We start from the raw sequence: 25,504 nt of genomic DNA, 5'->3' as shown, positions 1-25,504 counted from the left end.
ATGATCGAGATACGACGCACCTTCACCCACGTGGAAGACATCCGCCACGAGTTCGGACCGCCGGCGCGCGTGCCGCTGCGCCGCGGCTTCGTCTGCGCGGTGCTGGCCAACCCGTACGCCGGCCGCTACGAGCAGGACATCCTGCCGATGATGGACGCGCTGCAGCCGGTCGGCCTCGACATGGCGCGCCGCCTGCTGGCCGCGATGGACGTGGCCGTCGAGCGCATCGCCACCTACGGCAAGGGCGCGATCGTCGGCGCCGCCGGCGAGCTGGAGCACGGTGCGCTGTGGCACGTGCCCGGCGGCTATGCGATGCGCGAGCTGCTCGGCTGGAAGGGCGACCGCGCGGCCTACGCCAGCGGCACCATCGTCGAGAAGAAGGGCCAGCCGGCCAACGCGCTGTCGATCGTGCCCTCGACCAAGAAGGTCGGCCCGCCCGGCGCCATGCTCGACGTGCCGCTGACCAACATCAACGCCAGCTACGTGCGCGGCCAGTTCGACGCGATCGAGGTGCGGGTGCCCGGCGCGCCGGCATCCGACGAGATCGTCTTCGTGCTGGCGATGACCACCGGCTACCGTGTCCACGACCGCGTCGGCGGCCTGCGCGCAGAAAACATCAAGCAATGGGATGGACTCCGATGATTAATTTCGAGCAACGGCGCGCAACGGCGCCCGGCCCTTCAGAAACACCGTGGAACCGGCTTTGCCGGGCCACTGGTGTTGACCCCTGCAAGGGGGTTGGCGAAGCGACACGCAGTGCGCGAAGCCTGGGGGTGTGGCAATGATTTCAGCAAGCATTAGAAAAATCGTCGTCCAGGTGGACGAGGTGCGCATCGAGATGGGCCGGCCCGTCGACCCACCGACCCGCCGCGCGCTGGCGATGGCGGTGATCGCCAACCCGTACGCCGGCCGCTACTCCGAGAACCTGGACGAGCTGGTCGCGATCGGCGAGGAGCTGGGCGCGCTGCTGGGCCGCAAGTGCGTCGAGGCGCTGGGCATCGCGCCCGGTGCGGCGCAGAGCTACGGCAAGGCCGCGATCGTCGGCGAGGCCGGCGAGCTGGAGCATGCCGCCGCGATCCTGCACCCCAAGCTGGGCGCGCCGCTGAGGCACGCCGTCGAGAAGGGCGCGGCCCTGGTGCCGTCGGCCAAGAAGCAGGGCGGCCTGGGCACCGCGGTCGACGTGCCGCTGGGCCACAAGGACGCCGCCTTCGTCCGCAGCCACTTCGATGCGATGGAGGCCCGCGTGGCCGACGCGCCGCGCGCCGCCGAGATCGTGGTGGCGGTGGTCGTCACCGACAGCGGCCGTCCGCTGCCGCGCATCGGCGGCCTGCAGGCCCACGAGATACAGGGCACCGACGGCCTGCGCTGAGCGCGCGCCGCAGACTGCACCGCATTCACCCCCTCCCCCACCCGTTCACCATCCGCAAGGAGCAGCTCCCATGAAGACGACATTGCACCTCAGCGCCGCGCTCGCCGCTGTCATGGCCCTCTCGGCCGCAGCGCATGCGCAGGGCACGATCAAGATCGGCGAGATCAACAGCTACAAGGCGCAGCCCGCCTTCCTCGAGCCCTACAAAAAGGGCATGGAGCTGGCGGTGGACGAGATCAACGCCGCCGGCGGCGTCAACGGCAAGAAGCTGGAGCTGATCACCCGCGACGACAACGCCAACCCCGGCGACGCGGTGCGGATGGCCGAGGAGCTGATCTCGCGCGAGCAGGTCGACGTGCTGACCGGCTCCTTCCTCTCCAACACCGGCCTGGCCCTGACCGACTTCGCCAAGCAGAAGAAGTTCTTCTACCTGGCCGGCGAACCGCTGACCGACAAGATCGTCTGGCAGAACGGCAACAAGTACACCTAGCGCCTGCGCCCCTCCACCTACATGCAGGTGGCGATGCTGGTGCCCGAGGCGACCAAGATGAAGAAGAAGCGCTGGGCGCTGGTCTACCCCAACTACGAGTACGGCCAGTCGTCGATCGCCACATTCAAGAAGCTGCTGAAAGAAGCGCAGCCGGATGTCGAGTTCGTCGCCGAGCAGGCGCCGCCGCTCGGCAAGGTCGATGCCGGCAGCGTGGTGCAGGCGCTCTCCGACGCCAAGCCCGACGCGATCTTCAACGTGCTGTTCGGCGCCGACCTGTCGAAGTTCGTGCGCGAGGGCAACACCCGCGGCCTGTTCAAGGACCGCGAGGTGGTCAGCGTGCTGACCGGCGAGCCCGAGTACCTCGACCCGTTGAAGGACGAGGCGCCCACCGGCTGGGTCGTCACCGGCTACCCGTGGAGCAGCCTGCAGACGCCCGAGCACAAGGCCTTCCTCGCCGCCTACCAGGCCAGGTTCAAGGACTACCCGCGCCTGGGCTCGGTCGTCGGCTACAGCGCGATCCAGTCGATCGCCGCCGGTGCCAAGAAGGCCGGCAGCACCGAGACCGAGAAGCTGGCCGCGGCCTTCAAGGGCCTGCCGGTCGACACGCCCTTCGGCAAGATCGTCTACCGCGCGCAGGACAACCAGTCGACCATGGGCGCCTATGTCGGCAAGACCAAGAACGACGGCGGCAAGGGCGTGATGGTGGACTACACCTACCTCGACGGCGCCAAGTTCCAGCCCACCGACGACAAAGTCAAGAAGCTGCGCGCCGCGGACTGAGTCCGAACGGCCCCGTGGGCGCTTTTCCAGAAGAAAAGTGGCTGTAGCCGGCGTAATGCGCCGACTTCTAGCTATCATTTATGTAGCATTGCGAGTGGCGCGGCCCCGGCTGCGCCCTCGACACCGTCTTCGGCTGCACCGCGGGGTTTCGCATGACTTTCTCAGGCTTCGTCGTTCAGCTGCTCAACGGGCTGGCGGGCGCGTCGTCGCTGTTTCTGGTGGCGGCGGGGCTGTCGCTGATCTTCGGCGTCACGCGCATCGTGAACTTCGCCCACGGCTCCTTCTTCATGGTGGGCGTCTACGTGGCCTACAGCCTGGTCGAGCGCCTGGGCGGCATCGGCGGCGGCGTCGGCGTCGGCGTCGGCTTCTGGGTGTCGCTGCCGCTGGTGGCGCTGGCGGTGGGCGCGCTGGGCGCGCTGATCGAGGTGGTGCTGCTGCGCCGCATCTACAAGGCGCCCGAGCTGTTCCAGCTGCTGGCGACCTTCGCGCTGGTGCTGGTCATCAAGGACGGCGTGCTGTGGCTCTGGGGCGCCGAGGAGCTGCTCGGCCCGCGGGCGCCGGGCCTGAAGGGCTCGGTCGAGATCCTGGGCCGGCAGTTCCCGGCCTACGACCTGTTCCTGATCGTCGTCGGCCCGGTGGTGCTGGGCCTGCTCTGGCTGCTGCTGACCAGGACCCGCTGGGGCACCCTGGTGCGCGCCGCCACGCAGGACCGCGAGATGGTGAGCGCCCTGGGCGTCGACCAGGCCTGGCTGTTCACCGCGGTGTTCGCGCTCGGCGCGCTGCTGGCCGGCCTGGGCGGCGCGCTGCAGCTGCCGCGCGAGCCCGCCAATCTGGAGATGGACCTGAACACCATCGGCGCCGCCTTCGTGGTGGTGGTGGTGGGCGGCATGGGCTCGATCCCCGGCGCCTATGCGGCGGCGCTGCTGATCGCCGAGATCAAGGCGATCTGCATCTGGCTGGGCGTGGTCGAGGTGTTCGGCATCCCCGTCTCGTTCTCGAAGCTCACGCTGGTGGTCGAATTCCTGGTGATGGCGGTGGTGCTGGTCTGGCGGCCGTGGGGCCTGTTCGGCCGCCCGCAGGCGCCGAGCCGGCACCTGGGCCTGCAGGAGGAGCCGCTGCGACCGGCCAGCCGCAGCTACCTGATGGCCGCCGCGGTGCCGGGCCTGGCGCTGGTGGCGCTGCCCTGGCTGACCGCGGGCGCGCCCTACGCCGCGGTGCTGGCCATCGACCTGATGGTGGCGGCGCTGTTCGCGGTCAGCCTGCACTTCATCATGGGGCCGGCGGGCATGCACTCGTTCGGCCACGCGGCCTACTTCGGCCTGGGGGCCTACGGCGCCGCGCTGCTGGTGCGCTCGGCCGGCCTGCCGATGGAGGCGGCCTTGGTGCTGGCGCCGCTGGTGGCCGCGCTCGGCGCCTTCGTCTTCGGCTGGTTCGCGGTGCGGCTGTCGGGCGTGTACCTGGCGATGCTGACGCTGGCCTTCGCCCAGATCGCCTGGGCGGTCACCTACCAGTGGGACGCCTTCACCGGCGGCAGCAACGGCCTGACCGGCGTCTGGCCCGCCGCGTGGCTGGCCGACAAGCGGGTGTACTACTGGCTCACCCTGGCGCTGGTGGGCGCGGGCATCCTGTTCCTGCGTAGGGTGCTGTTCTCGCCCTTCGGCTACGCGATGCGCGCCGGCCGCGATTCGCCGCTGCGGGCCGACGCGATCGGCATCGACGTGAAGCGGATGCAGTGGGTCGCCTTCATCCTGGCCGGCACCGTGGCCGGCCTGGCGGGCGCGCTGTACGCGTTCTCCAAAGGCAGCATCTCGCCCGAGACGCTGTCGGTCTCGCGCTCGGTCGACGGCCTGGTGATGGTGCTGCTGGGCGGGCTGCAGACGCTGGCCGGGCCGGTGGTGGGCGCGGTGACCTTCACCTGGCTGCACGACACGGTGGCGCGCAACACCGATTACTGGCGCGCGATGCTGGGCGGGATCATCCTGCTGCTGGTGCTGCTGTGCCCGCAGGGCATCGCCGGCTTCGCCAAACAACTGGCGGATCGGCTGGCTCGGCGCAACCCTCACCCCAGCCCTCTCCCGCCTGCGGGAGAGGGAGCAATACCCGTCGGCCCGCGTGGCGCGGTGGCAAGCAAGGGAGCCAAGACATGAGCACACCACTTCTGCAGGTCTCCGGGTTGGGCAAGTCCTTCGGTGGCGTGAAGGCCGTCGACGGCATCGACTTCACGCTGCACAAGGGCGAGCTGCTGGCGCTGATCGGCCCCAACGGCGCCGGCAAGTCGACCACCTTCAACATGGTCAACGGCCAGTTGCCGGCCGACCGCGGCTCGATCAGGCTCGAAGGCCTGGAGCTGATCGGCCGCCGGCCGCGCGCCATCTGGCGCATGGGCGTGGGCCGCACCTTCCAGATCGCCGAGACCTTCGCCTCGCTCACCGTGGTCGAGAACGTGCAGATGGCGCTGATCTCCTACGACGACAGGCTGTTCGCCATGTGGCGCCGCGCCGCCGACCACCGCCGCGCCGACGCGCTGGCCCTGCTGGAGCAGGTCGGCATGCGGCCCCAGGCCGACCGCCCCTGCAGCGCGCTGGCCTACGGCGACGTGAAGCGGGTCGAGCTGGCGATCGCCATGGCCAACGACCCCAAGCTGCTGCTGATGGACGAGCCCACCGCCGGCATGGCGCCCAAGGAGCGCAACGACCTGATGGCGCTGACCAAGCAGCTGGTGATCGACCTCGGCATGGCGGTGCTCTTCACCGAGCACAGCATGGACGTGGTGTTCGCCTATGCCGACCGCACCATCGTGCTGGCACGCGGCCGGCTGATCGCCGAAGGCAAGCCGCTCGAGATCCGCGACCATCCCAAGGTGCAGGAGGTGTATTTCGGCACCGGAAAAACTTTCGAAAACCCCCAGGCTGCGCGGCCTTCGGTCCGCTCCGCCACCCCCCTTGCAGGGGGCAACGCCCGCGGCCCGGCAGAGCCGGTTCCGCGGCGTTCCACGGAGGAAACCCCGTAATGTCAAACGCTTTGCTCGAAGCACGATCCCTCTGCGCCTGGTACGGCGCCGCGCAGGTTCTGTACGACGTGGATTTGCAGGTGCGGCGCGGCGAGGTGGTGGCGCTGATGGGCCGCAACGGCGCGGGCAAATCCACCACGCTGAAGGCGGTGATGGGCATGCTGGCCAAGCGCCGCGGCCGCATCGCGTTTCGCGGCCACGACATCTCCGCCACCGAGCCGCACCATGCCGCGCGCCTGGGCCTGGGCTTCGTGCCGGAAGACCGCCGCGTCTTCACCGACCTGACCGTGGTCGAGAACCTGGAGGTGGGCCGCCAGCCCGCCCGCCAGTGGGACGACGGAACCTCTGCCCCGGTGTGGACGCCCGAGCGCCTGTTCAAGCTCTTCCCCAACCTGGGCGAGATGCCGCAGCGCCCCGGCGGCCGCATGAGCGGCGGCGAGCAGCAGATGCTCACCGTGGCCCGCACGCTGATGGGCAACCCCTACCTGGTGCTGCTGGACGAGCCTTCGGAAGGCGTGGCGCCGGTGATCGTCGAGCAGATGGCCCACATGATCCTGGAGCTGAAGAGCCAGGGCGTGAGCATCCTGCTGTCGGAGCAGAACATGCACTTCGCCGAGCTGGTCTCCGACCGCGCCTATGTGCTGGAAAAGGGCCAGATCCGCTACCAGGCGTCGATGGACGCGCTGGCCGCCAACGAAGAAGTGCGCCGCAACTACCTGTCGGTTTGAGAAGGTGCGAGAGGGTGCGAGAGAACCTGCTGCGCGGCCCGATTGCGCGCCTGCGGTCCTCACCGTACAGCAGTACGGCTCCGGTCCTCGACGCACACTCGGGTCGCTCGCTACGGTTCTTTCACGCTTTCTTCCGCTGCGATTTTTTCCCTCTGTTGTTGTTCGCAAACTTTTGAAAGGGGTCCACCATGATGCACCGCAGACAGCTTCTCCAGTACGGCACCGCCCTCGGGCTGGCCGGCACCCTGCCCACGCTCCGGGCCGCGGGCATCGAGCCCGGCCCGCAGGCCGCGCTGATCGTGGTGGACGTGCAGAACTGCTTCGTCGACGGCGGCACGTTGCCGGTCAAGGGCGGCGCGGAGGTGGTGCCGGTCATCAACAAAATCGCCGCCGCCTTCGAGACCATCGTGCTCACGCAGGACTGGCACACCGCCGGCCATGCGTCCTTCGCCAGCACCCATGCCGGCAAGAAGCCGTTCGACAGCATCCAGCTCAAATACGGCCAGCAGGTGCTCTGGCCCGACCACTGCGTGCAGGGCACCGAGGACGCCGCCCTGCACAAGGACCTGCGGCTGCCCACCGCCCAGGTGATCGTGCGCAAGGGTTTCCACAAGGACGTGGACAGCTATTCGGCCTTCGAGGAGGCCGACCGCAAGACGCCCACGGGTCTCTCCGGCTATCTGAAGGAGCGCGGCACCAAAACCGTCTACGTCACCGGCCTGGCGACCGATTTCTGCGTGGCGTGGACGGCGCTCGACGCCCGCAAGCGCGGCTTCGACGTCTACGTGGTGGAGGACGCGACCCGCGCGATCGACCTGAACGGATCGCTCGCCGCCGCCTGGAAGCAGATGCTCGCCGCAGGCGTGAAGCGCATCCAGTCGGCCGACATCGCCACCGCTTGACGCCGGCGACCGTGCGGCGCGCGCTGCCGCCGGCGTAGGTCCCGCTTCCTCTTTCCTCTTCCTGTTCGGGTCCCGCATGCATCCTCCCCCGGCCGCCCACCTGTCCGCCGTCGCCCTGGTCGTCAACGGCCGGCCGGTCGCGCCGGCGGTGGGCGAGCAGGCCACGCTGCTGCACCTGCTGCGCAACGACCTGGGCCTCAACGGCCCCAAGTACGGCTGCGGCCTGGGCCAGTGCGGTGCCTGCACCGTGTGGGTCGACGGCGTGGCGGCGCGGGCCTGCGTGATCCCGGCGGCGGGCGTGGCCGGCCGCAGCGTCACCACGCTGGAGGGCTTGGGCACCCGCGCCGCGCCGCACCCGGTGCAGCAGGGCTTCATCGACGCGCAGGCCGCGCAGTGCGGCTACTGCCTCAACGGCATGGTGATGACCGCCGCCGCCCTGCTGGCGCGCGAGCCGCATCCCACCGAGGACGCGATCCGCCGCGAATTGGCGCACAACCTCTGCCGCTGCGGCACCCATGTCGAGATCGTGCGGGCGGTGCAGCGCGCGGCGGACCTGCTGCAGCAGGCCCGCGACGCGGACGCCGACGCGGCCCCGAACCAGGCCGCCGCATGACCGCGCCGCGCCGCGCCGACACCGCCCTCACCCGGGCCGATTTCCACGCGGCCGAGGGCGTGCTGCTGGTGGTGCGCGATCCACCGCCCGCCGCCCCGCCCGCGCAGGGCCAGCCCGCGGCGGTGCCCGGCAATCCGCAGGAGGGCGTCGAGATCCTGGTCGCCGTCTGGGACGACGGCAGCGCCACCGCGCTCAACGGCCATGTGGACCTGGGCACCGGCATCCGCACCGCGCTGGCGCAGATCGCCGCCGAGGAACTGGACCTGCCGCTGGAGCGGCTCAACATGGTGCTGGGCGACACCACCCGCGCGCCCAACCAGGGCGGCACCATCGCCAGCGCCTCGATCCAGATCCACGCCCAGCCATTGCGGCGGGCGGCGGCGCAGGCGCGGGCCTGGCTGGTGGCCCGCGCGGCCGAGCGGATGCAGGTGCCCGCCGAGGCGCTGGAGACGTTCGGCGGCACGGTACGGCTAGCGGCCGATCCCGCCGCCGCCATGGGCTACGGCGAGCTGGTGGCCGGCGCGCACACCGCGCTGCTGCTCGACCTGGCCGCGCCGGTGAAGGACGCCGCCGCCTACACCCTGGTCGGCACCCGCCAGCCGCGGCTCGACATCCCGGCCAAGGCCACCGGCGAGCAGGTCTTCGTGCACGACATGCGCCTGCCCGGCATGCTGCACGGCCGCGTCGTGCGGCCGCCGTACGCGGGCGCCGACCACGGCGACTTCATCGGCAACTCGCTCGCATCGGTGGACGAAGCCTCCATCGCCCACATCCCGGGCATCCGCGCGGTGGTGGTGGTGCGCGACTTCGTCGGCATCGTGGCCGAGCGCGAAGAGCAGGCCGAGCAGGCGCTGCGCGAACTGCAGGTGCGCTGGAAGCCCTGGCCCGGCATGCCCGACCTGTCGGACCTGGAGCACGCGCTGCGCACCCACCCCGCGACGCACCGGCCGCTGATCGACGAGGGCGACGTCGATGCCGCCCTGGCCGGTGCCGCGCAGCCGATGCCGCGCACCTACGTCTGGCCGTTCCAGCTGCACGCGTCCATCGGCCCGTCGTGCGCGGTGGCCCACTGGCAGGCCGATGCGCCGGGCGGCCCGCGCATGGCGGTCTGGGCCGGCACCCAGAACCCGCACGTTCTGCGGCTCGACCTGGCGCGGCTCATGGGCATTCCCGACGTGGCGATCGACCTGGTGCGGATGGAGGCGGCCGGCTGCTACGGCCGCAACTGCGCCGACGACGTGGCGGCCGACGCGGCGTTGCTCGCGCGCGCGGTGAACGCCCCGGTGCGGGTGCAATTGACCCGCGAGCAGGAGCACCAGTGGGAGCCCAAGGGCGCCGCCCAGCTGATGGAGGTGCGGGGCGGCCTGAACGCCGACGGCAGCGTGGCGGCCTACGATTTCCAGAGCAGCTACCCGAGCAACGGCGCGCCCACGCTGGCCCTGCTGCTGACCCACACCATCGAGCCGGCGGCCCAGGCCTACGAGATGGGCGACCGCACCGCCCGGCCGCCCTACGCCTACGACCACCTGCGGGTGGCGGTCAACGACATGCCGCCGATCGTGCGCGCCTCGTGGCTGCGCGGCGTGTCGGCCCTGCCCAGTTCGTTCGCGCACGAGAGCTACATCGACGAGCTGGCCACCGCCGCCGGCGCCGACCCGGTGGAATTCCGGCTGCGCCATCTGCAGGACCCGCGCGCCTCGGAGCTGGTGCAGGCCACCGCCGACAAGGCCGGCTGGCGGCCCCACACCGCGCCGCAGCAGCAGGGCGCCGACGGCGATTTCCTGCGCGGCCAGGGCTTCGCCTACGCCCGCTACATCCACAGCAAATGGCCCGGCTTCGGCGCGGCCTGGGCCGCCTGGGTGGCCGACGTGGACGTGGACCGCCGGACCGGCGAGGTGCATGTGCGCCGCGTGGTCGTGGGCCACGACGCCGGGATGATGGTCAACCCCGCGGGCGTCGAGCACCAGATCCACGGCAACGTGCTGCAGACCACCAGCCGCGCGTTGAAGGAGAAGGTCGATTTCGCGCCACGCGGCGCGCCGAACCCCGGCACCGTGGAAAACCGCGAATGGGGCAGCTACCCGATCCTGAGCTTTCGCGAAGTGCCGGTGATCGAGGTGGTGCACATGCCCCGCCAGGGCGAGGCGCCGCTGGGCGCCGGAGAGTCGTCCTCGGTGCCCGGCACCGCGGCCATCGCCAACGCGATCTTCGACGCCACCGGCGTGCGTTTCCGCAACCCGCCCTTCACCCCCGAGGTGATCCGCGCCGGCCTCGCATCACTCCCTCTCCCGCACGCGGGCGAGGGCGCTCCGCCACCCGCCGACTACGCGGACTCGCCCCCTCTCCCGCCTGCGGGAGAGGGCCGGGGTGAGGGCTCCCCGCTCCCGCCCACCGCCCCCTGGCCCCGCCGCCGCAGCGCCTGGGCCCGCGGCAGCGCGCTCGTCGCCGGCACCCTCGGCCTGGGCGCCGCCCTGCTCGGCTGGCGCCCCACCATCGCCCCGATCGCGCCCGTCACTCCCGACAGCGCCTCGATCTACACCGCAGCCACCATCGAACGGGGCCGCCAGCTGGCCGCCGCCGGCGCCTGCGCCGTCTGCCACACCGTGCCCGGCGGCGCGGTCAACGCAGGCGGCCGGGCGATGCAGACGCCCTTCGGCACCCTCTACACCACCAACCTCACGCCCGATGCGGACACCGGCATCGGCACCTGGTCGTTCAGCGCCTTCCAGCGGGCGATGCGCGAGGGCACCTCCCGCGACGGCCGCCACCTGTACCCGGCCTTTCCCTACACCGCCTTCGCCAAGACCAGCGACGAGGACCTGACCGCGCTCTACGCGTACCTGATGGCCCAGCCCGCGGTGCGGGCCGAAACGCCCGCGTCGCAGCTGAAATTTCCGTTCAGCGTGCGCCCGCTGATGGCCGGCTGGAACGTCCTGTTCCACGACGCCACGCCCTACGAGGCCGACCCGGCCCGCACGGCCGAATGGAACCGCGGCGCCTACCTGGTCGAGGGCCTGGGCCACTGCGGCGGCTGCCACACGCCGCGCAACGCGCTGGGCGCCGAAAAGGGCGGCAAGGCGTACCTCTCCGGCGCGATGGTCGACGGTTGGGAGGCGCCCGCCCTCACCGCCCTGTCGCAGGCCCCGGTGCCCTGGAGCGCCGACGCCCTCTACCGTTACCTGCGCACCGGCCACAGCGCCGAGCACGGCACCGCAGGCGGCCCGATGGGCCCGGTGGTGCACGAACTGCAGCAGCTGCCCGATGCCGACATCCGCGCGATGGCGGCCTACCTCGCCTCCTTCAACGCCGCGCCGGACGCCGCGGTGCAGCCTGCGCCGGCGTCCCTCGGACGCGACGCACTGGTGGCACCGCGGCAGGCCGCACCGCCTGCGCAGGAGGCCGTGCGAGCCCGCCAGGTCGTCGCCGACGCCGCCGCCCGCACGCCGCTGCCCGGCACCGGCCCGCGCATGTTCCAGGCCGCCTGCGCCGCCTGCCACCACGACGGCGACGGGCCGAAGCTGCTCGGCGCCAACGTGCCGCTGGCGCTCAACACCAAGCTGCACAGCGACCGCCCCGACAACCTGCTGCGCACCATCCTCGACGGCGTGCAGCAGCCCGCCACGCCCGGCATCGGCTTCATGGCCCCGTTCCGCGACGCCCTCGACGACCGCCAGATCGCCGAGCTGGCCGGCTACATGCGCCAGCGCTTCGCACCGGCCAAGCCCGCGTGGGAAGGGCTGGAGGGCACCGCGACCCGGCTGCGGGCGGAGCCGGTGCACCGGCACCGTTGACGGACCTCTCGGGCCGCAGCCAGGGGCGGCGCGATGCCATTGCCCATGCTATCGATGGCCGCTCGCGCAGGGCCCCGGGCATACGATCTCCGCTGGCCGTCTGCGCGTCGGCAGCTCGCTGCGTTCCACCCCGTTCATGGAAACCCCGGGTGTCGCGCTTCAGGTTCGAACCGGCCCGGGCCCGGATATTTCGATGTTATGTCGCAGCGGTGGCGGGCTTGGCGGGCGCGGCCATGGCGGCGATGACCTCGGCCACCGCCGCCGTGAGTTTGCGCGCATAGGGTACATGCAGAAACTCGTTGGGCCCGTGGGCATTGCTTTTCGGACCCAACACGCCGCAGACCATCATCTGGGCCTGGGGAAAGCCTTCGCTCAGCATGTTCATCAGCGGGATCGTGCCGCCCTGGCCGATGTAGCCGCAGGGGGCGCCGTAGTGGGCCTGGCTGGCGATTTCCAGCGCGCGGGCGAACCAGGGGGCGGTGGCCGGCGCGTTCCAGCCGGTGGCGCCGCCGCCGCCTTCGAAGGTCACCTTGGCCTGGTAGGGCGCGTTGTCTTCCAGCAGGGCTTTCAGTTCCTGCACCGCAGCGGCAGCCTCGACCAGCGGCGGCAGGCGCAGGCTGAGCTTGAAGGCGGTGTAGGGCCGCAGCACGTTGCCGGCGTCCTTGAGCGCCGGGAAACCGTCGGCACCGGTCACGCTCAGCGTGGGCCGCCAGGTGCGGTTGAGCAGGGCCTCGACCGGGTCGGTGGTGGTGGGCAGCGCGAAGGCGGTGGAGCCGCCGCAGTCGTAGTGGGCCCAGGGAAAGCGCTTGTAGATCTCGTCGCCCAGGATGCCGGCGGTGACCTGCGCCTGGGCCAGCCGCTCGGCCGGCACTTCGCAATGGAAGCTGGCGGGCAGCAGGCGGCCGGTGGCGCTGTCCTCCAGCCGGTCGAGCACGTTGCGCAGGATGCGGAACGACGAGGGCACCAGGCCCGAGGCGTCGCCCGAGTGAACGCCCTCGGTCAATATCTCCACTTTCAGCATGCCGCCGGCCATGCCGCGCAGGCTGGTGGTGAGCCACAGCTGGTCGTAGTTGCCGGCGCCCGAATCCAGGCACACCACCAGGCCCACGTCGCCCAGCCGGGTGCGCAGCGCTTCCACGTAGGGCAGCAGGTCGTAGGAACCCGATTCCTCGCAAGTCTCGACCAGGCCGACGATGCGCGGATGCGCGACGCCCTGCGCCTTGAGGGCCTGCACCGCGGCGACGGCCGCATACACCGCATAGCCGTCGTCGGCGCTGCCGCGGCCGTAGAGCTTGCCCTCGTCGTAGACCGGCGTCCAGGGCCCCAGGCCGCTGCGCCAGCCGGTGAATTCGGGCTGCTTGTCGAGATGGCCGTACATCAGCACCGTCTCGGCGACGGTGGTGCCGGTGGCCGGCACCTCGAAGAACAGCACCGGCGTGCGGCCCGGCAAGCGCACGATCTCCCACTGCAGGCCCTCGACTTTCTGCGCCTCGACCCATTCGGCGGCATTGCGCACCACGGTGTCGAGGTAGCCGAGCGCGGCCCAGTCCTTCTCGAAGGCGGGCGACTTGGCGGGAATGGCGATGTAGTCGGCGATCCGGCGCACGATGTCGCCGTCCCAGCGGGCGGAGACGTCGTCGAGCAGGCGGGCGCTGTCGAGCAGGCCGGCGGGGATTTCGCGGTGCAGGGGGGCGTTCATGACAAAAAGGCTTTCCGTGGGCGGCGCGGCGGCCGGGCAGGCGACGGTTTTCGACTGTACGCCGGTGCCGCCGCCAGAGCGTGTCATGCATTTTGAGGTACCCGCGTCAAAGTGCATAACACGCTCCGGGGTGGGGTATCGGCAGCAGCAGCTGCCCGCGGAAATCTACGGCCTGCCGCCGCGGCGATGTGCCGAACGTGCGGCACCCCGGCTTCCGGAATCCGGCCCTGGCCCGACGGCCCGACACGCGAGGTGTTCGTGTACTTAGAGCGGCTAACACAACCCTTCTGGCGTCGTTGCCGCACCTTGTCGTACTACTCGTACTGTCTGCGATGCGGCGCCTAGCCAGAACCGCTTCGCTGGGTTGTGTTAGCCGCTCTTATTGACGGCGCGCAGAGCGGGCGCCGGCCGCGGCCCAGGCATTGCTGCGGCGTCTGGACCATCGCACCGCTCGGTTGAACGTTACCGACCCGTCAACGAAAAACCGCCCAGGCCCTTCGCGGAGCGCAGCCGGTCGCAGACAGGAGAAAAACTTATGCGGCCTGCAGCGCCGCGTTGGAGTTGGCGCCGTAGGACGGCGCGGCAGCCGCACCGGTGGTGGTGTTGCCGCTACCGGCACTACCGGCGCTACGTGCGGCACCGTTGAAGCCGAAGGTGATCTCGCCCGACAGCTGGCCGCCTTCCTCGACCACCAGCTTGCCGTAGCGCACCGTGCCGGTCACCTTGCCGGTGGCGTGGATCACCAGCTTGTCGCGCACCGTCAGCGTGCCGTCGAAGGAGCCGTGGATTTCGGCGATGTCGATCTCGGCCGAGCCCTTGAACGCGCCCTGCTCGGCGATGTGGATCACCCGCGAATCCATCGTCGCCTCGACCAGGCCTTCGACCACCAGCGTGTCGCAGTCGGTGATCTCGACGCCCTTGAGCTTGATGTTGGGGCCGACGGTCAGCTTGCTGGCGCTCGGCGCCGCCGCTTCGGCAGCCGAGACGACCGCCGCAGCCGTGGCCGCGCGGCTGTCGGCCGGGGCGCCGACACCGCTCAATGGCGAGGAACCGGCCGACGAAGTCGACGCCGATGCCGACGACGGCAGCGCCATCGAGGACGAGCCGGCAGGCGGGGTGGGACGTGGGTTCAAGGGTTCAGCCTCTCGTTTGCCAAAGAAGGGGGATTGCAGCGCCATGTGTACTCCGAAAAGGACCGATGCTAGGGATGCCGTCCGCCCAAAGCTCCACCAGATTTCGCAAGAGAGGTAACGCAATACATCTGCCGCCCGCCGAGCGCGCCGCGCCGCGGCCGGTCAACCGCGCGCCGGTGGCGGCGTGCCGAGATCGCCAGGAAGGAAAGGCAGCAGCGCCTTGGCCGCGTCGATCCGCAGCGGCAGCGCAACGGTGGCATCGCCCATCACCCGCAGCAAAAAGCGGCGGGGGTCCTGCTCCGACGGACCGTCGGCCGCCGACGGCCGCAGCCCATGCGGCACGGGCACGGTCGGACGCTCCGGGGCGGGCGTCGCCTGCGACGGCGCGGCCAGCAGGGCCGTCGCCGCATCGAACGCGGCCGGTTGCATCGGCGTCAGCGCGCGCAGCAGCGTCGCCTGGCCGTCTTCGTTGGGCGGAATGTCCAGCCAGGGCGTGTCGGCGAAGACGGGCGCCAGGTCGTATGCGACGAAGGCCGACCAGTTGCCGCCGGGCGCCTGCAGCGCCGGCACCGGCGCGGCGTGGCGGCCCGGGTGGGCGGCGTCCGGCAGCAGCCGCAGCCGGCTGCGGGCGACCTCGGCCAGGAAGCGCAGCCTCAGGCCTTCGAGGAACGCCTGCGCCCGCGCCACCGCGACCGGCTCGGCCAGCGAGAACCAGAGCTGCAGCCCGTCGGTGCCCGACACCGCGATCGCCGGCGCCGGCAGCTCCATCGCGGCCTGTACGCCCTGCCAGACCGCGCCGAGCAGCTTCCAGCCCGGCGGCCGGGCCAGCTCCATCACCATGCAGCGGACGCGCCCGTCGCTGCCGAAGAAGGGCGACGCGGTGGGCGCGAGCGCCTCCGCCCGCGACTCGGGTTGCGCCGACAGGGGCAGGTAGAGGCGGCGGATTTCGGACTGCAGGGGCGTCATGGGATCGGACGGAGGCGGCGGGGTTGCGACTCTAACCGGCGGCATGCACAAGCGGGTTTCGGCGATCGCCCGTCAAGCCTTTCGCGATGCCGGGAACGCCGCGATCGCCGCGCGCCCTACCGCGGGATCGTCGGTGAAAAAGCCGTCTACGCCGGCCCGCAGATAGGCGTCGATCTCGCCCGCGCTGTCTCCCCGCGCGGTGCCGTCGGCCACCGGCGCGCGCCGATAGCCGGCGGGCAGGAAGCCGTTCTCGGGTCGCAGCGTCCAGATGTGCACCGCGAGGCCGGCGGCATGCGCGTCGGCCACCAGCGGCGTGGGCGGGCCCGCGCGGCCGGCCTGCACCGGGGCGACCAGGGTCTTGTAGGGCGCCACCACGTCGGCATACCGCCGCATCGCGCGCAGGGCCTCGGGCGCCAGCAGGTCGGCGTAGCGCCGGGTCTCGGCCGCGCCGCGGGCCACGAAGTCGTAGGGCCGGCCGCTGGCGCCGAGCAGCTGCACCAGGCGCACCGGGGTCAGGCCGCGCAGCTGCCGCAGGTTGGCCACCTCGAACGACTGCACGAAGACCGGGGCGTCACGGTGGTTCAGCCCGTTTTTCTCCAGCAGCGCGACCAGCGGGGCCTCCAGCGGCTGGCCGATCGACTGGAAGTAGGTCGGGTGCTTGGTCTCGGGATACACGCCGACGGTGCGGCCGTGCCGTTGCGATTCGGCGCGGACCAGGTCGATCACCTGCTGCAGCGTGGGGATGGAGAACTGCCCGTCGTAGCGGGCATTGGCCGGCCGCAGCGCCGGGATGCGTTCCCGCGCGCGCAGGGTCTGCAGTTCGGCCAGGGTGAAGTCTTCGGTGAACCAGCCGGTGATCGCGGTGCCGTCGATCGTCTTGGTGGTCTTGCGCGCAGCGAAGGCGGGGCGGTCGGCGACGTCGGTGGTCGCTTCCTTGACCGAGCCGTCGGGGTTCAGGATGGCGATCGCGTTTTCGTGCCGTACCACCAGCACGCCGTCGCGGGTGACGACCAGGTCGGGCTCGATGATGTCGGCACCGTCGGCGATCGCCTGGGTATAGGCGGCCAGGGTGTGCTCGGGCCGCAGGGCCGATGCGCCGCGGTGGCCGATCAGCGTGGGCACCGGCGGCCAGGCACCGCCGCCGCTGCGCTCCCACGGCGGAGCGGCCGCAGCCGGGGGCGCCGGGGCGGTACAGCCGGTGCCTGCCAGGGCGGCCACGCCGGCCAGCAGGCTGCGGCGCGTGAGGGGTACGGGGGCGTGCGGCATGGCGTGTCTTTTTCGTTTCGGACGAGGCAAGGACCATGCTAGGCGAGCGCCGTGTCGTCCGGCCGACAGTGTCGACAGCCAGGAACCGACAATATCCCGAGCCACGAGCAATGCTACAAAAAATATAGCTATATCCCGGCTAGAAACGCCGGCTACAGCCACTTTTCACTCTCGAAACATACCCTGCGATCGGGCCAGGCCCCCCGCCCGGCGCGGCTCCGGCCCCTACTCCTCCAGCGCCACGCTCGCGTTCCACTGCTGCACGAACGGCAGCACCGCGTCGGCGGCGACGGGCCGGCAGAGGTAGTAGCCCTGCATCTCGTCGCAGCCCATCGCCACCAGCTGGTCGAAGACCTCGGCGGTCTCCACGCCCTCGGCCAGCAGCCGGTAGCCCAGCGTCTGTCCGATGGAGATCACCGCCCGCAGCACCGCCAGGGCGCGGACGTCGGTGGCGATCGGGTCGACCAGGGAGCGGTCGAGCTTCAGCAAGCCGGCAGGCATGCTGTGCAGGCATGCCAGGTTGCAGTAGCCGACGCCGAAATCGTCCAGCGCCACTTCCACGCCCAGCGCCCGGGCACGCTCCAGGGCCTGCACCGTCGCGCTGCCGGTCAGCACCGCGTTCTCGGTGCATTCGATCTGCAGCCGCGCGGGGGCGATGCCGTGCAGCGCGCAGGCGTTGGCCAGCATCCGCGCGAAGCCGGGATGCTCCAGGTTGCGCGCCGACACGTTGACCGCCATGCCGAGCGGCGTGCCACCCTCCGCGTCCCAGCGGGCCAGCTGCGCCAGCGCGGTGTGCAGCACCCATTCGGTCAGCAGGTGGATCAGCGCGGTGCCCTCCACCAGCGGGATGAACTCGAAGGGCGAGACCAGGCCGAAGCTGCGGTGGTTCCAGCGGACGAGCGCCTCCACGCCGGTGTAGCGCAGCATGGCGACGTCGAGCTTGGGTTGGTAGACGAGGAAGAATTCGCCCTCGCCCATGGCCCGCTGGAGATCGTGCAGCAGCGCGTAGGAGCGGCGGTAGCGCGCATCGGCCCCGGCTTCGTAGTAGACGAGGGTGCGGCCCTGCAGCTGGGTTTCGTGCAGGGCCACACTGGCCTTGCGCGCTACGTCCTGCGCCTCGTCGGGGGTGAGGGCGAAGAGCACCAGACCGGCGCGCGGCTGCAGCTCCAGCATCGTTACGTCGCCCGGCACCGGCGCCGCCACCTCCTCCAGCAACCCGTCGACGAATGCCGTCTGCCAGGCCCGGCCGGCTCCCTGCAGAAAGAACGCGAAGCGGGCCATGCCCACGTGGTAGAGCCGCGAACGCGCGTTCACCCGCTGCTGCAGCATCCGGGCGGCGCTGCGCATCCGCTGGTCGAGCGGCCCCCTGCCCATCGCCCGCGAGGCGTCGAGCAGTGCGTCGTATGCCAGGAACTCCGCCATCACCAAGGTGCGCTCCTCGCCCGGATGGGCCAGGCACAGGTCCTGCAGATCGTCTTCGAAACGGGCGAGGTTGGGCAGATGGGTCGTCTCGTCGACCCGGCCGAACATCCGGGCGATGTCGATCTGCGTTACCGTCAGCGCCGCCAGGTCCTGCAGCTGGGCGCGCTGTGCTGCGCTGAAACTGCGCGGCTGCCGGTCGATGATGCAGAGGCTGCCCAGCGCATGACCCGACTGGAGCACCAGCGGCGCGCCCGCATAGAAACGGATATGGGGCTCGCCCAGCACCAGCGGATTGCGGCTGAACCGCGGATCCAGCAGCGCATCCTCTACGACCAGGATGTCCGCGGGCTGCTCGATCGCGATCGAGCAAAAGGAGTCCCGCCGGTGGGTCTGGCCCACAGCCAGGCCGACTCGCGACTTGAACCACTGGCGCTCCCGGTCGACCAGCGATACCAGGGCGGTCGGCACGCCGAACAGGTCCGAGGCCAGGCGGGTGATGCGGTCGAACGCCTCGCTGGCCGGCGTGTCGAGCAGGCCGGTGCTCTGCAGCGCGGCCAACCGTGCCTCTTCCTCCAATGGGTCGTCCCGTTTGCATTGCGCCATTGTTGGTGTTCTCCCACAAGTCGGGCTCGATGCCGCGTGCCGAGGCTGGCATGCACACTATTGCAGCGGCAAGCCGCCAGAAAGTGTAGTGGCTCGGGCAGCCGCACTACGGCCCGGTCCGAAAAGCGCCGGCGGAGGGTGCGGGCTGCTTGGTGGAGGGAGGCCGTACATCTACTAACCTTATACGGGGAAAGTGTTGCGCTTCGGTTTGCATCCGCTTCTTGGATAGGTCGTTTTCGATAGAAGATGCGCGCGCGTCGGGCCAGCGGAGCCATCCGCTCCGGCAACGACGCATGCATTCAACCAAGACAGGGAGTTTCCAATTGAAGTTTGCAATGAGAACCTTGGCCGCTGGGGCCGCCATACTCGCCGCCGGTGGCGCGCACGCACAGCAAGAGCCGCCCGGATATTCTCGATGCGCCACGCAGGGCAATTATTGCGATGCCGGATCGGAACCGCACGTGGTGTCTTTCGGTGCATACCAGCAACAGGTCGAGAAAACCTTGACCAGCAAAGTGCGTTGCACCGTAGAGAACTTCGGCTCCGACCCGGCGCCAGGCAAGCCCAAGGTGTGCGCCGTGGCACCCGGTCCATCTGCCGGAACGGCCCAGCCGTCGCGTTCGCATTCCCGATCGCGCGGCAACACGCTGTCGGAGGATCCGAGCGTGGAGACGCAGTGGGGCACGGTAAAGAAGCCCGCCCTGCCCGACACCGTGTGCGGCACACCGCTGCGGGCCGCACTGGTCCCCACCGAGGGCAGGATCGATGCGCTGGATGAAAAACCCGGCATGTCGAAACCCGACACTGCCCGCATTCAGCAGGCGATCGACGCCTGCCCTGCCGGTCAGGCCGTCCGGCTGATCGCGGGCGACGAAGGCGAGTCGGGTTTTCTGACCGGCCCGCTGAAGCTGAAATCGGGCGTGACGCTCTGGATCGACGACGGTGTGACCCTGTTCGGCTCGCGCAACCCGCGTGACTACGACAAGGGCCCGGGCACCTGCGGCACTGCCGTCGCCACGCACCAGAACACCAGCGCATGCGCGCCTCTGATCCTGGTCGATGCGACATCCGGCAGCGGCATCGTCGGCCACGGCGCGATCGACGGCCGCGGCGGCAGTCTGCTGACCGCCGGACCCAATGCCGGCAAGCGGTCTTGGTGGGACGTGGCCTACCAGAGCAAATCGGATCTGCTGTACCAACAGAACCCCCGCCTGATCCAGGTCAACGACAGCAGCGACTTCACGCTCTACGGGATCACGGTGATGAACTCGCCCAAATTCCACATCGTCACCAGCCGCGTGAAGGGTGTCACCGCCTGGGATATCAAGATCCTGTCGCCCAGCCTGGCCTACACCAAGCCCGGCTATGCCTGCCCCGCCGGATCGACGCCCGACAAGATGACGCCGGCCACCTGTTTCACGCCCGACACGATCAAGAACACCGACGGCTTCGACCCCGGCCTGAGCCAGCAGGTGCTGCTGGCCTATTCGTACATCAGCACGGGCGACGACGACGTGGCGGTGAAATCGTCGGGCGTCATCACGGACGACTACGACGGGGCGGGTAAATCGTCGGGCAAGCCGGGCACGCGGCAACTCCACTTCGCGCACAACCATTTCTACTACGGCCACGGCCTGTCGGTCGGCAGCGAACTGAACTCGGGCGTGTCCGACATGCAGGTGGTCGATCTGACGATCGACGGCCACGACAGCCCGAACGGCATCGGCCTGCGCATCAAGTCCGATTCGTCGCGCGGCGGCAAGGTCGACCAGGTCGGCTACAGCGGCATCTGCATGCGCAACGTCCAACGTCCGCTGGTGTTCGATAGCTACTACAGCGCGAAAACCGGCACCGCTTATCCGAGCTTCACCAACGTGCGAATCACCGGCATGCACAACCTGGGCAGCCAGGCGTACGCAGGCGGCGCGCTGACGTTCGCCGGCTACATGGGCCACGGGCAGGACAATCCGATCACGGTCACGCTCGACAACGTGGTATTCGACAGCGATCCGACGTTGGACCCCGGCAAGTTCGGCAGCTCCAAGGCACCCGATACCGCCACCCACTTCACGCTAGGTCCCGGCCCGGTGAGCTTCGCGTCGTTGATCGCAACGTCTTCGCACGACGACGTGACCGTCAACGGGACCCCCGGCGAGATGACGCCGGTCGATTGCAGCAACGCCTTCGTACCGTTGAAGTCGGTGCTGCCCGCCTCGCCGATCTGAGCGCGGACCGCGGACGCCGGCAGGTTGCTACTTTTTTTGCAGCAAACTGCCGAGCGACGCCAACAGGTCCTGCGAAATTCCCGAGGCTGTGCCGTCGACCGGCACCCCGCCCTGCGGCGTGAGCTTGTCGACCAATACCGGCAACCACTGGGCCAGCTGCGTCTGGAGCTGCGCCGGGTCCATGCCCAGCCGGGTGGCCAGGCCGGCCAGCAGATCGCCGCCGAGCGCGTCATGCACCTGGGCGCCGCTCACCGGCAGGTTGGGACCGTTGCCGACCCAGGACGCCGCCAGGTGGCCCAGGCCGCCCTGCTCGAACCGGTGCAGCAGACCCGGCAATCCGCCGAGCGGGTTGTTGGTGGAGGCCAGCATCGGCCCCAGGACGGACGCCAGCGGCCCCAGGCCCGCGCCCGGCGCGCCGGCGGCGTGGCCCATGACGGAACCGACGACGGAATCGAGCAGACCCATGGTGTCTCCTTGTGTGCTGCGTTTCAGCGAAGCACGCATTGTCGGCCGTCTGCCGCCCGCGCGTGTATCCAGGAAAGGCGGCGCCGCGCGCCGCGTCATTCGCAGTCCAGGTGCTGCCGCAGGTCGTCCACGCTGCGCTGCTCCTCGGGCAGCAGTGGGGAGTCGGTGCCGGTCTGCGGCTGCATCGCGCGGCCATACAGCTCCGCCGCCCGGCGGTCGAGCATGGCGCAATCGGCGGCCTGGCGGGCGGGCATGCCGGCGTTGAGCGGTGGCGGCTGGTAAGGTTGCTGCGCGATCGGGGGGGCGGGCGGCGGCCGGCGGGATTCGAAGGCGGAGGGCGACGGCACTATCGCGGGGATCGGGGTGGTCTCCACCACGTTGCTGTCGGGCTCCACCTGCAGCGCCGCGCCGCGGGTGCCGGCGGGGCAGGCGCTGTCGGAATAGGTGACCCGGCCGTCGGCGCCGGTGCATTTGCTGAGTGTCTGCACCCGCGGCCCGGGCGCGCCGGGAGGCGCAGTCGCGGCGGCCCGGGCATTGCCCGCGGCGGGTGCCTGCGCCCCGGCCGGCAGGCAGGCGCCGAGTGCCAGGAAGGCGCTGCAAAAAGCCCATACCGCCGCACGAAGCCCTGCACGGAGGGCGGTGGCCGGCACAAAAGGGCGGGGGAAGCGCGACTGCGAAAGTTCCATGGCCGGGTCGTTCTGGAAAGGAAGCTGGCGATGGTGCCCGATAGCGCGGCCGTGCGCGTGTCTCCCGCGGCATACACCCCTTTCTTCCGACGACCGGCGCAGGTTCGCGGCACTTGCGCAGCCCCGCCCGCGAAACGAGACGATACGAGACGGCACCGGTTCACCCCCGGTCGAACCGCAAGTTCCAACATGCCCTTACGCATGAGGTATGCCAGAAACAGTTCGGTCCCATCCAGTGGGCGCCCTCGGCCGTAAATTCTGTAGGACAGGACAGATTACCAACGGGGCTGCCGTCCTTCGCCGTCGCGCCGCGGCGCTGATTACCTTTGTTCCCTCGGACCTGAAAAAGCCCTTGGTGGTGCCCCCGTACCGGCAGACCATGACGGCCCCGCAATCTTGCGGGGCTGGCGCTTTTCGTGGCCCAGAAATGGATCTCACGGTGCATAAGACTCCTGTCGACACGGCATACCACGGTGGTCAACCGTACATTCCGCCCCCCCAGCCCTTGGCGGAGGGGCCCGCATTGCGCCGGGAACCCTCCGCGACTTCTCAGAGACAGCGCGTCTTGCTGGTGGACGATTCCCACACCAGCATGGCCGTCATGGCCGAACTTCTGGCGACCGCCTATGAAGTCCTGACCGCCTCCACCGGCCTGCAGGGGCTCGAAATGGCGCGCGCCTGCCGGCCCGATCTGGTGCTGCTCGACGTGGTGCTGCCCGACATCAACGGGTTCGAGGTGCTGCAGCGCCTGCGGGCCGACCCGGCCACCGCGATGGTGGCGGTGGTGTTCGTCACCGGATTCGACCGCCCCGGCGACGAGGCACGCGGCCTGATGCTGGGTGCCTCCGACTACATCCTGAAGCCGGCCGAGCCGCCGGTGCTGTTCGCCCGCGTCACCGCGCAGTTGCGGCTGGTACGCCAGCGCACCGCGATGGAGGAGCTGGCCCACCTCGACGAGCTGACCGGCATTCCCAACCGCCGCCAGTTCGACGAAGTGCTGGCCGCGGAGTGCCGCCGGGCCGACCGCCAGAAGCATCCGGTGTCGGTCGCGATCTTCGACGTCGATTTCTTCAAACAGTACAACGACTGCTACGGCCACCCGGCCGGCGACCGTGCGCTGAAGGCCGTGGCCCGGGTGCTGCGCGACGGCATGCACCGGCCCGGCGACCTGGCCGCCCGCTACGGTGGCGAGGAGTTCGCGCTGGTGCTGGGCGGCACCAGCCGGCAGGGCGCGATGGCACTGGTCAACCGGCTGCGCCAGGCGGTGGGCGGTCTGCAGATCGCCCACTCGGATTCTCCGATCGCGCCGCACCTGACCGTCAGCGTCGGCGTCGCCAGCACGATCTCGACGGCCGCCAGCAATCCGCAGATCCTGGTACAGCGGGCCGACGACAGCCTCTACCGCGCCAAGGAATTCGGCCGCAACATGGCGGTATTCGACGGCGACTTCGGCCACGCGTCGCTTTCGGCCGCCTGAGCGGGCGCGCCGGCCTGCCGGCACCCTCGCTGTGGGTGTCTATCGACTTACAGATGGCCGCGCTGCGCGGCCGCAGCTGCCGCCATTTCCGCCAGAAACGGCCCGCGCGGGGCCTCGACCGGCTTGTCGACCAGGAACTCGTTCCGGTCCTTGCCCGCGATCCACTTCGGCGGCTTGCCCCGGCCCGTCCAGGTGGCCCCGGTTTTCTCGTCCAGGTATTTAGCCGCGACCTTCCTCTCGGGTAGTTTCCAGGGAAATACCTGCTGGGCGGTGAAACCGAATTCCGAGACCAGTTCCCGTACCTTCGCAAGCGCCGCTTCAGATTCGAGCTTGTAGGCCCTGGCGATATCCGCCTCCAGTTTGGCACGCGCGCTTTCCAGATCTTTCAGATTATTCATGTCGATTTATAAATTACCGATGCGATGAAAAATGTTGTCGACAAAAGGACCGCAGTCCCGCGTCGATTTTCAAATTGTGCGAGTCATGAGCCCGCATTCCGATCTGCGCTGGGTTGGAGGGAGCCAAGGCCCGCGAGTTGCAAAGTTTTGCCGCATTGCCCGCCAAGCCGCCGTTTCCCATGCCGATGCCCACTCAATCTCGCACTATGGAAATGATAGCTGTGTTCCGTTGAACGGCAAAGGCCGAACCTCCATTTATCCTCGGTCACCCCGACGCATAACCGACACCCAGCCGGCAGCGGCCGACTGCCGACCCCGCGCGCCTTCCCTCGGGATGCGCCGAAGAGCGCAGCGGCGGGCGAAAAGCGCGGCAAGGCAGGCGATGCCGGATCACCGACTCGACAGTCGTCAGGCGCAGGTCCTGGTTCAGGCCAGGCTGGCCATGTCCACCACGAACCGGTACTTCACATCGCTCTTCAACATGCGCTCGTACGCCGTGTTGATCTCGTCCATCCGGATCGCCTCGATATCCGACACGATCCCGTGCTCGGCGCAGAAATCCAGCATCTCCTGCGTCTGCCTGATCCCGCCGATCAGCGAGCCGGCCAGCCGGCGGCGCTTCATGATCAGCCCGAACACGTTGGGCGAGGGATGCGGGCTGTCGGGCGCGCCCACCAGCGTCATCGTGCCGTCGAGCTTGAGCAGGCCCAGGAACGCGTCGAGGCTGTGCGGTGCCGCCACCGTGTTCAGGATGAAGTCGAAGCTGTTGGCGTGCGCGGCCATCTCGTCGGCGTTCTTCGACACCACCACCTCCTGGGCGCCGAGGCGCAGCGCATCCTCGCGCTTGCCGGGCGAGGTGGTGAACAGCACCACGTGGGCGCCCATGGCGGCGGCGATCTTCACGCCCATGTGGCCCAGGCCGCCCAGTCCCACGATGCCGACCTTGTGGCCGGGGCCGACGCCCCACTGGCGCAGCGGCGAATAGGTGGTGATGCCGGCGCACAGCAGCGGCGCCACGGCGGCCAGGGAGGCCTCGTCGTGCGAGATCTTCAGGACGAAGGATTCGCGCACCACCATGTGGTCGGAGTACCCGCCGTAGGTGTTCTCGCCGCCGCCGAACATCGGGCCGTTGTAGGTGCCGGTGAAACCGTTCTCGCAGTACTGCTCCAGGCCGTCGGTGCACGGGGTGCAGTGCTGGCAGCTATCGACCATGCAGCCGACGCCGACCAGGTCGCCGACCTGGAACTTCGACACCAGGTCGCCCACCGCGGTCACGCGGCCGACGATCTCGTGGCCGGGCACGCTGGGGTAGACCGTGTTCTGCCACTCGTTACGGGCGGTGTGCAGGTCGGAATGGCAGACGCCGCAGTGCAGCACGTCCAGCGCCACGTCCAGCGATCCAGGGGTGCGGCGCTCGAAGGTGAAGGGCGCCAGCGGGGTGGTGGGGGCGGTGGCGGCGTAGCCGTGGGCTTGGGTCATGA

The 25,504-nt window shown here is 69.9% G+C and carries 19 protein-coding genes and 1 pseudogene; 11 read left to right on the top strand and 9 right to left on the bottom strand.

From position 1 onward, the window contains the following. The 9 genes and pseudogenes from DFQ15_RS06695 to DFQ15_RS06655 all read left to right on the top strand — a co-directional run bounded on the left by DFQ15_RS06695 (position 1) and on the right by DFQ15_RS06655 (position 11,683). Positions 1–642 (top strand): amino acid synthesis family protein, encoded by a 642-nt coding sequence (locus DFQ15_RS06695; RefSeq protein ID WP_110465231.1) that lies wholly within the window; start codon positions 1–3, stop codon positions 640–642. Between the two features lie 142 nt (positions 643–784). After that, on the top strand, positions 785–1,369 hold the full coding sequence (locus tag DFQ15_RS06690; protein WP_110465273.1) for an amino acid synthesis family protein: 585 nt from the start codon (positions 785–787) through the stop codon (positions 1,367–1,369). A gap of 70 nt (positions 1,370–1,439) precedes the next feature. After that, positions 1,440–2,639 (top strand): annotated as a pseudogene (locus tag DFQ15_RS06685) (ABC transporter substrate-binding protein). A gap of 152 nt (positions 2,640–2,791) precedes the next feature. Next, a complete protein-coding gene (locus DFQ15_RS06680) occupies positions 2,792–4,786 on the top strand; it encodes an ABC transporter permease (protein ID WP_110465230.1) in 1,995 nt (664 codons plus the stop codon). Next, positions 4,783–5,649 carry an ABC transporter ATP-binding protein gene (locus tag DFQ15_RS06675; protein WP_110465229.1) on the top strand — a complete coding sequence of 289 codons (867 nt, stop codon included), beginning with the start codon at positions 4,783–4,785 and terminating at the stop codon, positions 5,647–5,649. Before DFQ15_RS06680 ends, DFQ15_RS06675 begins: the two co-directional genes overlap by 4 nt. Continuing rightward, the gene (locus DFQ15_RS06670; protein WP_110465228.1) at positions 5,649–6,377 is read left to right on the top strand and encodes an ABC transporter ATP-binding protein; all 729 of its coding nucleotides are present in this window, start codon (positions 5,649–5,651) and stop codon (positions 6,375–6,377) included. The genes DFQ15_RS06675 and DFQ15_RS06670 overlap by 1 nt, the downstream gene beginning before the upstream one ends. A 191-nt stretch (positions 6,378–6,568) precedes the next feature. After that, positions 6,569–7,279 (top strand): bifunctional nicotinamidase/pyrazinamidase, encoded by a 711-nt coding sequence (pncA, locus tag DFQ15_RS06665; RefSeq protein ID WP_110465272.1) that lies wholly within the window; start codon positions 6,569–6,571, stop codon positions 7,277–7,279. A 76-nt stretch (positions 7,280–7,355) separates the two neighbouring features. Then, on the top strand, positions 7,356–7,892 hold the full coding sequence (locus DFQ15_RS06660; protein WP_110465227.1) for a (2Fe-2S)-binding protein: 537 nt from the start codon (positions 7,356–7,358) through the stop codon (positions 7,890–7,892). Next, positions 7,889–11,683: a molybdopterin cofactor-binding domain-containing protein gene (locus tag DFQ15_RS06655; RefSeq protein WP_110465226.1), complete on the top strand. Its 3,795-nt coding sequence runs from the start codon at positions 7,889–7,891 to the stop codon at positions 11,681–11,683. The genes DFQ15_RS06660 and DFQ15_RS06655 overlap by 4 nt, the downstream gene beginning before the upstream one ends. Positions 11,684–11,879: 196 nt before the next feature. On the opposite strand, the gene DFQ15_RS06650 is transcribed toward DFQ15_RS06655, so the two are convergent. From DFQ15_RS06650 to DFQ15_RS06630, 5 genes are all read right to left on the bottom strand, one after another. After that, positions 11,880–13,382 carry a M20/M25/M40 family metallo-hydrolase gene (locus tag DFQ15_RS06650; RefSeq protein ID WP_110465225.1) on the bottom strand — a complete coding sequence of 501 codons (1,503 nt, stop codon included), beginning with the start codon at positions 13,380–13,382 and terminating at the stop codon, positions 11,880–11,882. 533 nt (positions 13,383–13,915) lie between these two features. Further along, on the bottom strand, positions 13,916–14,560 hold the full coding sequence (locus DFQ15_RS06645) for a bactofilin family protein (protein WP_110465224.1): 645 nt from the start codon (positions 14,558–14,560) through the stop codon (positions 13,916–13,918). A 117-nt stretch (positions 14,561–14,677) separates the two neighbouring features. After that, positions 14,678–15,481 (bottom strand): hypothetical protein, encoded by an 804-nt coding sequence (locus DFQ15_RS06640; RefSeq protein ID WP_110465223.1) that lies wholly within the window; start codon positions 15,479–15,481, stop codon positions 14,678–14,680. A gap of 72 nt (positions 15,482–15,553) precedes the next feature. Continuing rightward, positions 15,554–16,747 (bottom strand): glycerophosphodiester phosphodiesterase, encoded by a 1,194-nt coding sequence (locus tag DFQ15_RS06635; RefSeq protein WP_110465222.1) that lies wholly within the window; start codon positions 16,745–16,747, stop codon positions 15,554–15,556. Between the two features lie 225 nt (positions 16,748–16,972). Continuing rightward, positions 16,973–18,772 carry a putative bifunctional diguanylate cyclase/phosphodiesterase gene (locus DFQ15_RS06630; protein ID WP_110465221.1) on the bottom strand — a complete coding sequence of 600 codons (1,800 nt, stop codon included), beginning with the start codon at positions 18,770–18,772 and terminating at the stop codon, positions 16,973–16,975. Positions 18,773–19,275: 503 nt separating this feature from the next. Between DFQ15_RS06630 and DFQ15_RS06625 the strand changes: the two genes are divergently transcribed. Next, positions 19,276–20,997, top strand: coding sequence for a glycoside hydrolase family 28 protein (locus DFQ15_RS06625; RefSeq protein ID WP_233504320.1), 1,722 nt, complete (start codon positions 19,276–19,278; stop codon positions 20,995–20,997). Positions 20,998–21,024: 27 nt separating this feature from the next. Here DFQ15_RS06625 and DFQ15_RS06620 read toward each other — a convergent pair whose 3' ends face one another. Then, entirely contained in the window at positions 21,025–21,501 is a 477-nt protein-coding gene (locus DFQ15_RS06620; RefSeq protein ID WP_259292630.1) for a YidB family protein, read from the bottom strand. A gap of 56 nt (positions 21,502–21,557) precedes the next feature. Further along, a complete protein-coding gene (locus DFQ15_RS06615) occupies positions 21,558–22,148 on the bottom strand; it encodes a DUF4124 domain-containing protein (RefSeq protein WP_110465218.1) in 591 nt (196 codons plus the stop codon). 571 nt (positions 22,149–22,719) lie between these two features. On the opposite strand from DFQ15_RS06615, the gene DFQ15_RS06610 reads away from it, so the two are divergent. Beyond that, a complete protein-coding gene (locus DFQ15_RS06610; RefSeq protein WP_233504319.1) occupies positions 22,720–23,625 on the top strand; it encodes a GGDEF domain-containing response regulator in 906 nt (301 codons plus the stop codon). Between the two features lie 47 nt (positions 23,626–23,672). Here DFQ15_RS06610 and DFQ15_RS06605 read toward each other — a convergent pair whose 3' ends face one another. Then, on the bottom strand, positions 23,673–24,023 hold the full coding sequence (locus DFQ15_RS06605) for an H-NS histone family protein (RefSeq protein WP_110465216.1): 351 nt from the start codon (positions 24,021–24,023) through the stop codon (positions 23,673–23,675). 426 nt (positions 24,024–24,449) lie between these two features. Further along, positions 24,450–25,502, bottom strand: a complete 1,053-nt coding sequence (locus DFQ15_RS06600; protein WP_110465215.1) for an NAD(P)-dependent alcohol dehydrogenase — start codon at positions 25,500–25,502, stop codon at positions 24,450–24,452. Positions 25,503–25,504 lie beyond the last annotated feature (2 nt).

The sequence above is a fragment of the Xylophilus ampelinus genome (assembly GCF_003217575.1).
Classification (GTDB): domain Bacteria; phylum Pseudomonadota; class Gammaproteobacteria; order Burkholderiales; family Burkholderiaceae_C; genus Xylophilus; species Xylophilus ampelinus.
Note: the sequence above shows the minus strand (reverse complement) of the source record. Positions and strands in the feature narration are given on the sequence as shown.

Coding starts and splice junctions, on each gene's coding strand:
- DFQ15_RS06645 (WP_110465224.1), bottom strand. CDS start 14,560: ATGGCGCTGCAATCCCCCTTCTTTGGCAAACGAGAGGCTGAACCCTTG.
- DFQ15_RS06605 (WP_110465216.1), bottom strand. CDS start 24,023: ATGAATAATCTGAAAGATCTGGAAAGCGCGCGTGCCAAACTGGAGGCG.
- DFQ15_RS06620 (WP_259292630.1), bottom strand. CDS start 21,501: ATGCGTGCTTCGCTGAAACGCAGCACACAAGGAGACACCATGGGTCTG.
- DFQ15_RS06660 (WP_110465227.1), top strand. CDS start 7,356: ATGCATCCTCCCCCGGCCGCCCACCTGTCCGCCGTCGCCCTGGTCGTC.
- DFQ15_RS06650 (WP_110465225.1), bottom strand. CDS start 13,382: ATGAACGCCCCCCTGCACCGCGAAATCCCCGCCGGCCTGCTCGACAGC.
- DFQ15_RS06675 (WP_110465229.1), top strand. CDS start 4,783: ATGAGCACACCACTTCTGCAGGTCTCCGGGTTGGGCAAGTCCTTCGGT.
- DFQ15_RS06680 (WP_110465230.1), top strand. CDS start 2,792: ATGACTTTCTCAGGCTTCGTCGTTCAGCTGCTCAACGGGCTGGCGGGC.
- DFQ15_RS06635 (WP_110465222.1), bottom strand. CDS start 16,747: ATGCCGCACGCCCCCGTACCCCTCACGCGCCGCAGCCTGCTGGCCGGC.
- DFQ15_RS06695 (WP_110465231.1), top strand. CDS start 1: ATGATCGAGATACGACGCACCTTCACCCACGTGGAAGACATCCGCCAC.
- DFQ15_RS06655 (WP_110465226.1), top strand. CDS start 7,889: ATGACCGCGCCGCGCCGCGCCGACACCGCCCTCACCCGGGCCGATTTC.
- DFQ15_RS06640 (WP_110465223.1), bottom strand. CDS start 15,481: ATGACGCCCCTGCAGTCCGAAATCCGCCGCCTCTACCTGCCCCTGTCG.
- pncA (WP_110465272.1), top strand. CDS start 6,569: ATGCACCGCAGACAGCTTCTCCAGTACGGCACCGCCCTCGGGCTGGCC.
- DFQ15_RS06615 (WP_110465218.1), bottom strand. CDS start 22,148: ATGGAACTTTCGCAGTCGCGCTTCCCCCGCCCTTTTGTGCCGGCCACC.
- DFQ15_RS06670 (WP_110465228.1), top strand. CDS start 5,649: ATGTCAAACGCTTTGCTCGAAGCACGATCCCTCTGCGCCTGGTACGGC.
- DFQ15_RS06600 (WP_110465215.1), bottom strand. CDS start 25,502: ATGACCCAAGCCCACGGCTACGCCGCCACCGCCCCCACCACCCCGCTG.
- DFQ15_RS06630 (WP_110465221.1), bottom strand. CDS start 18,772: ATGGCGCAATGCAAACGGGACGACCCATTGGAGGAAGAGGCACGGTTG.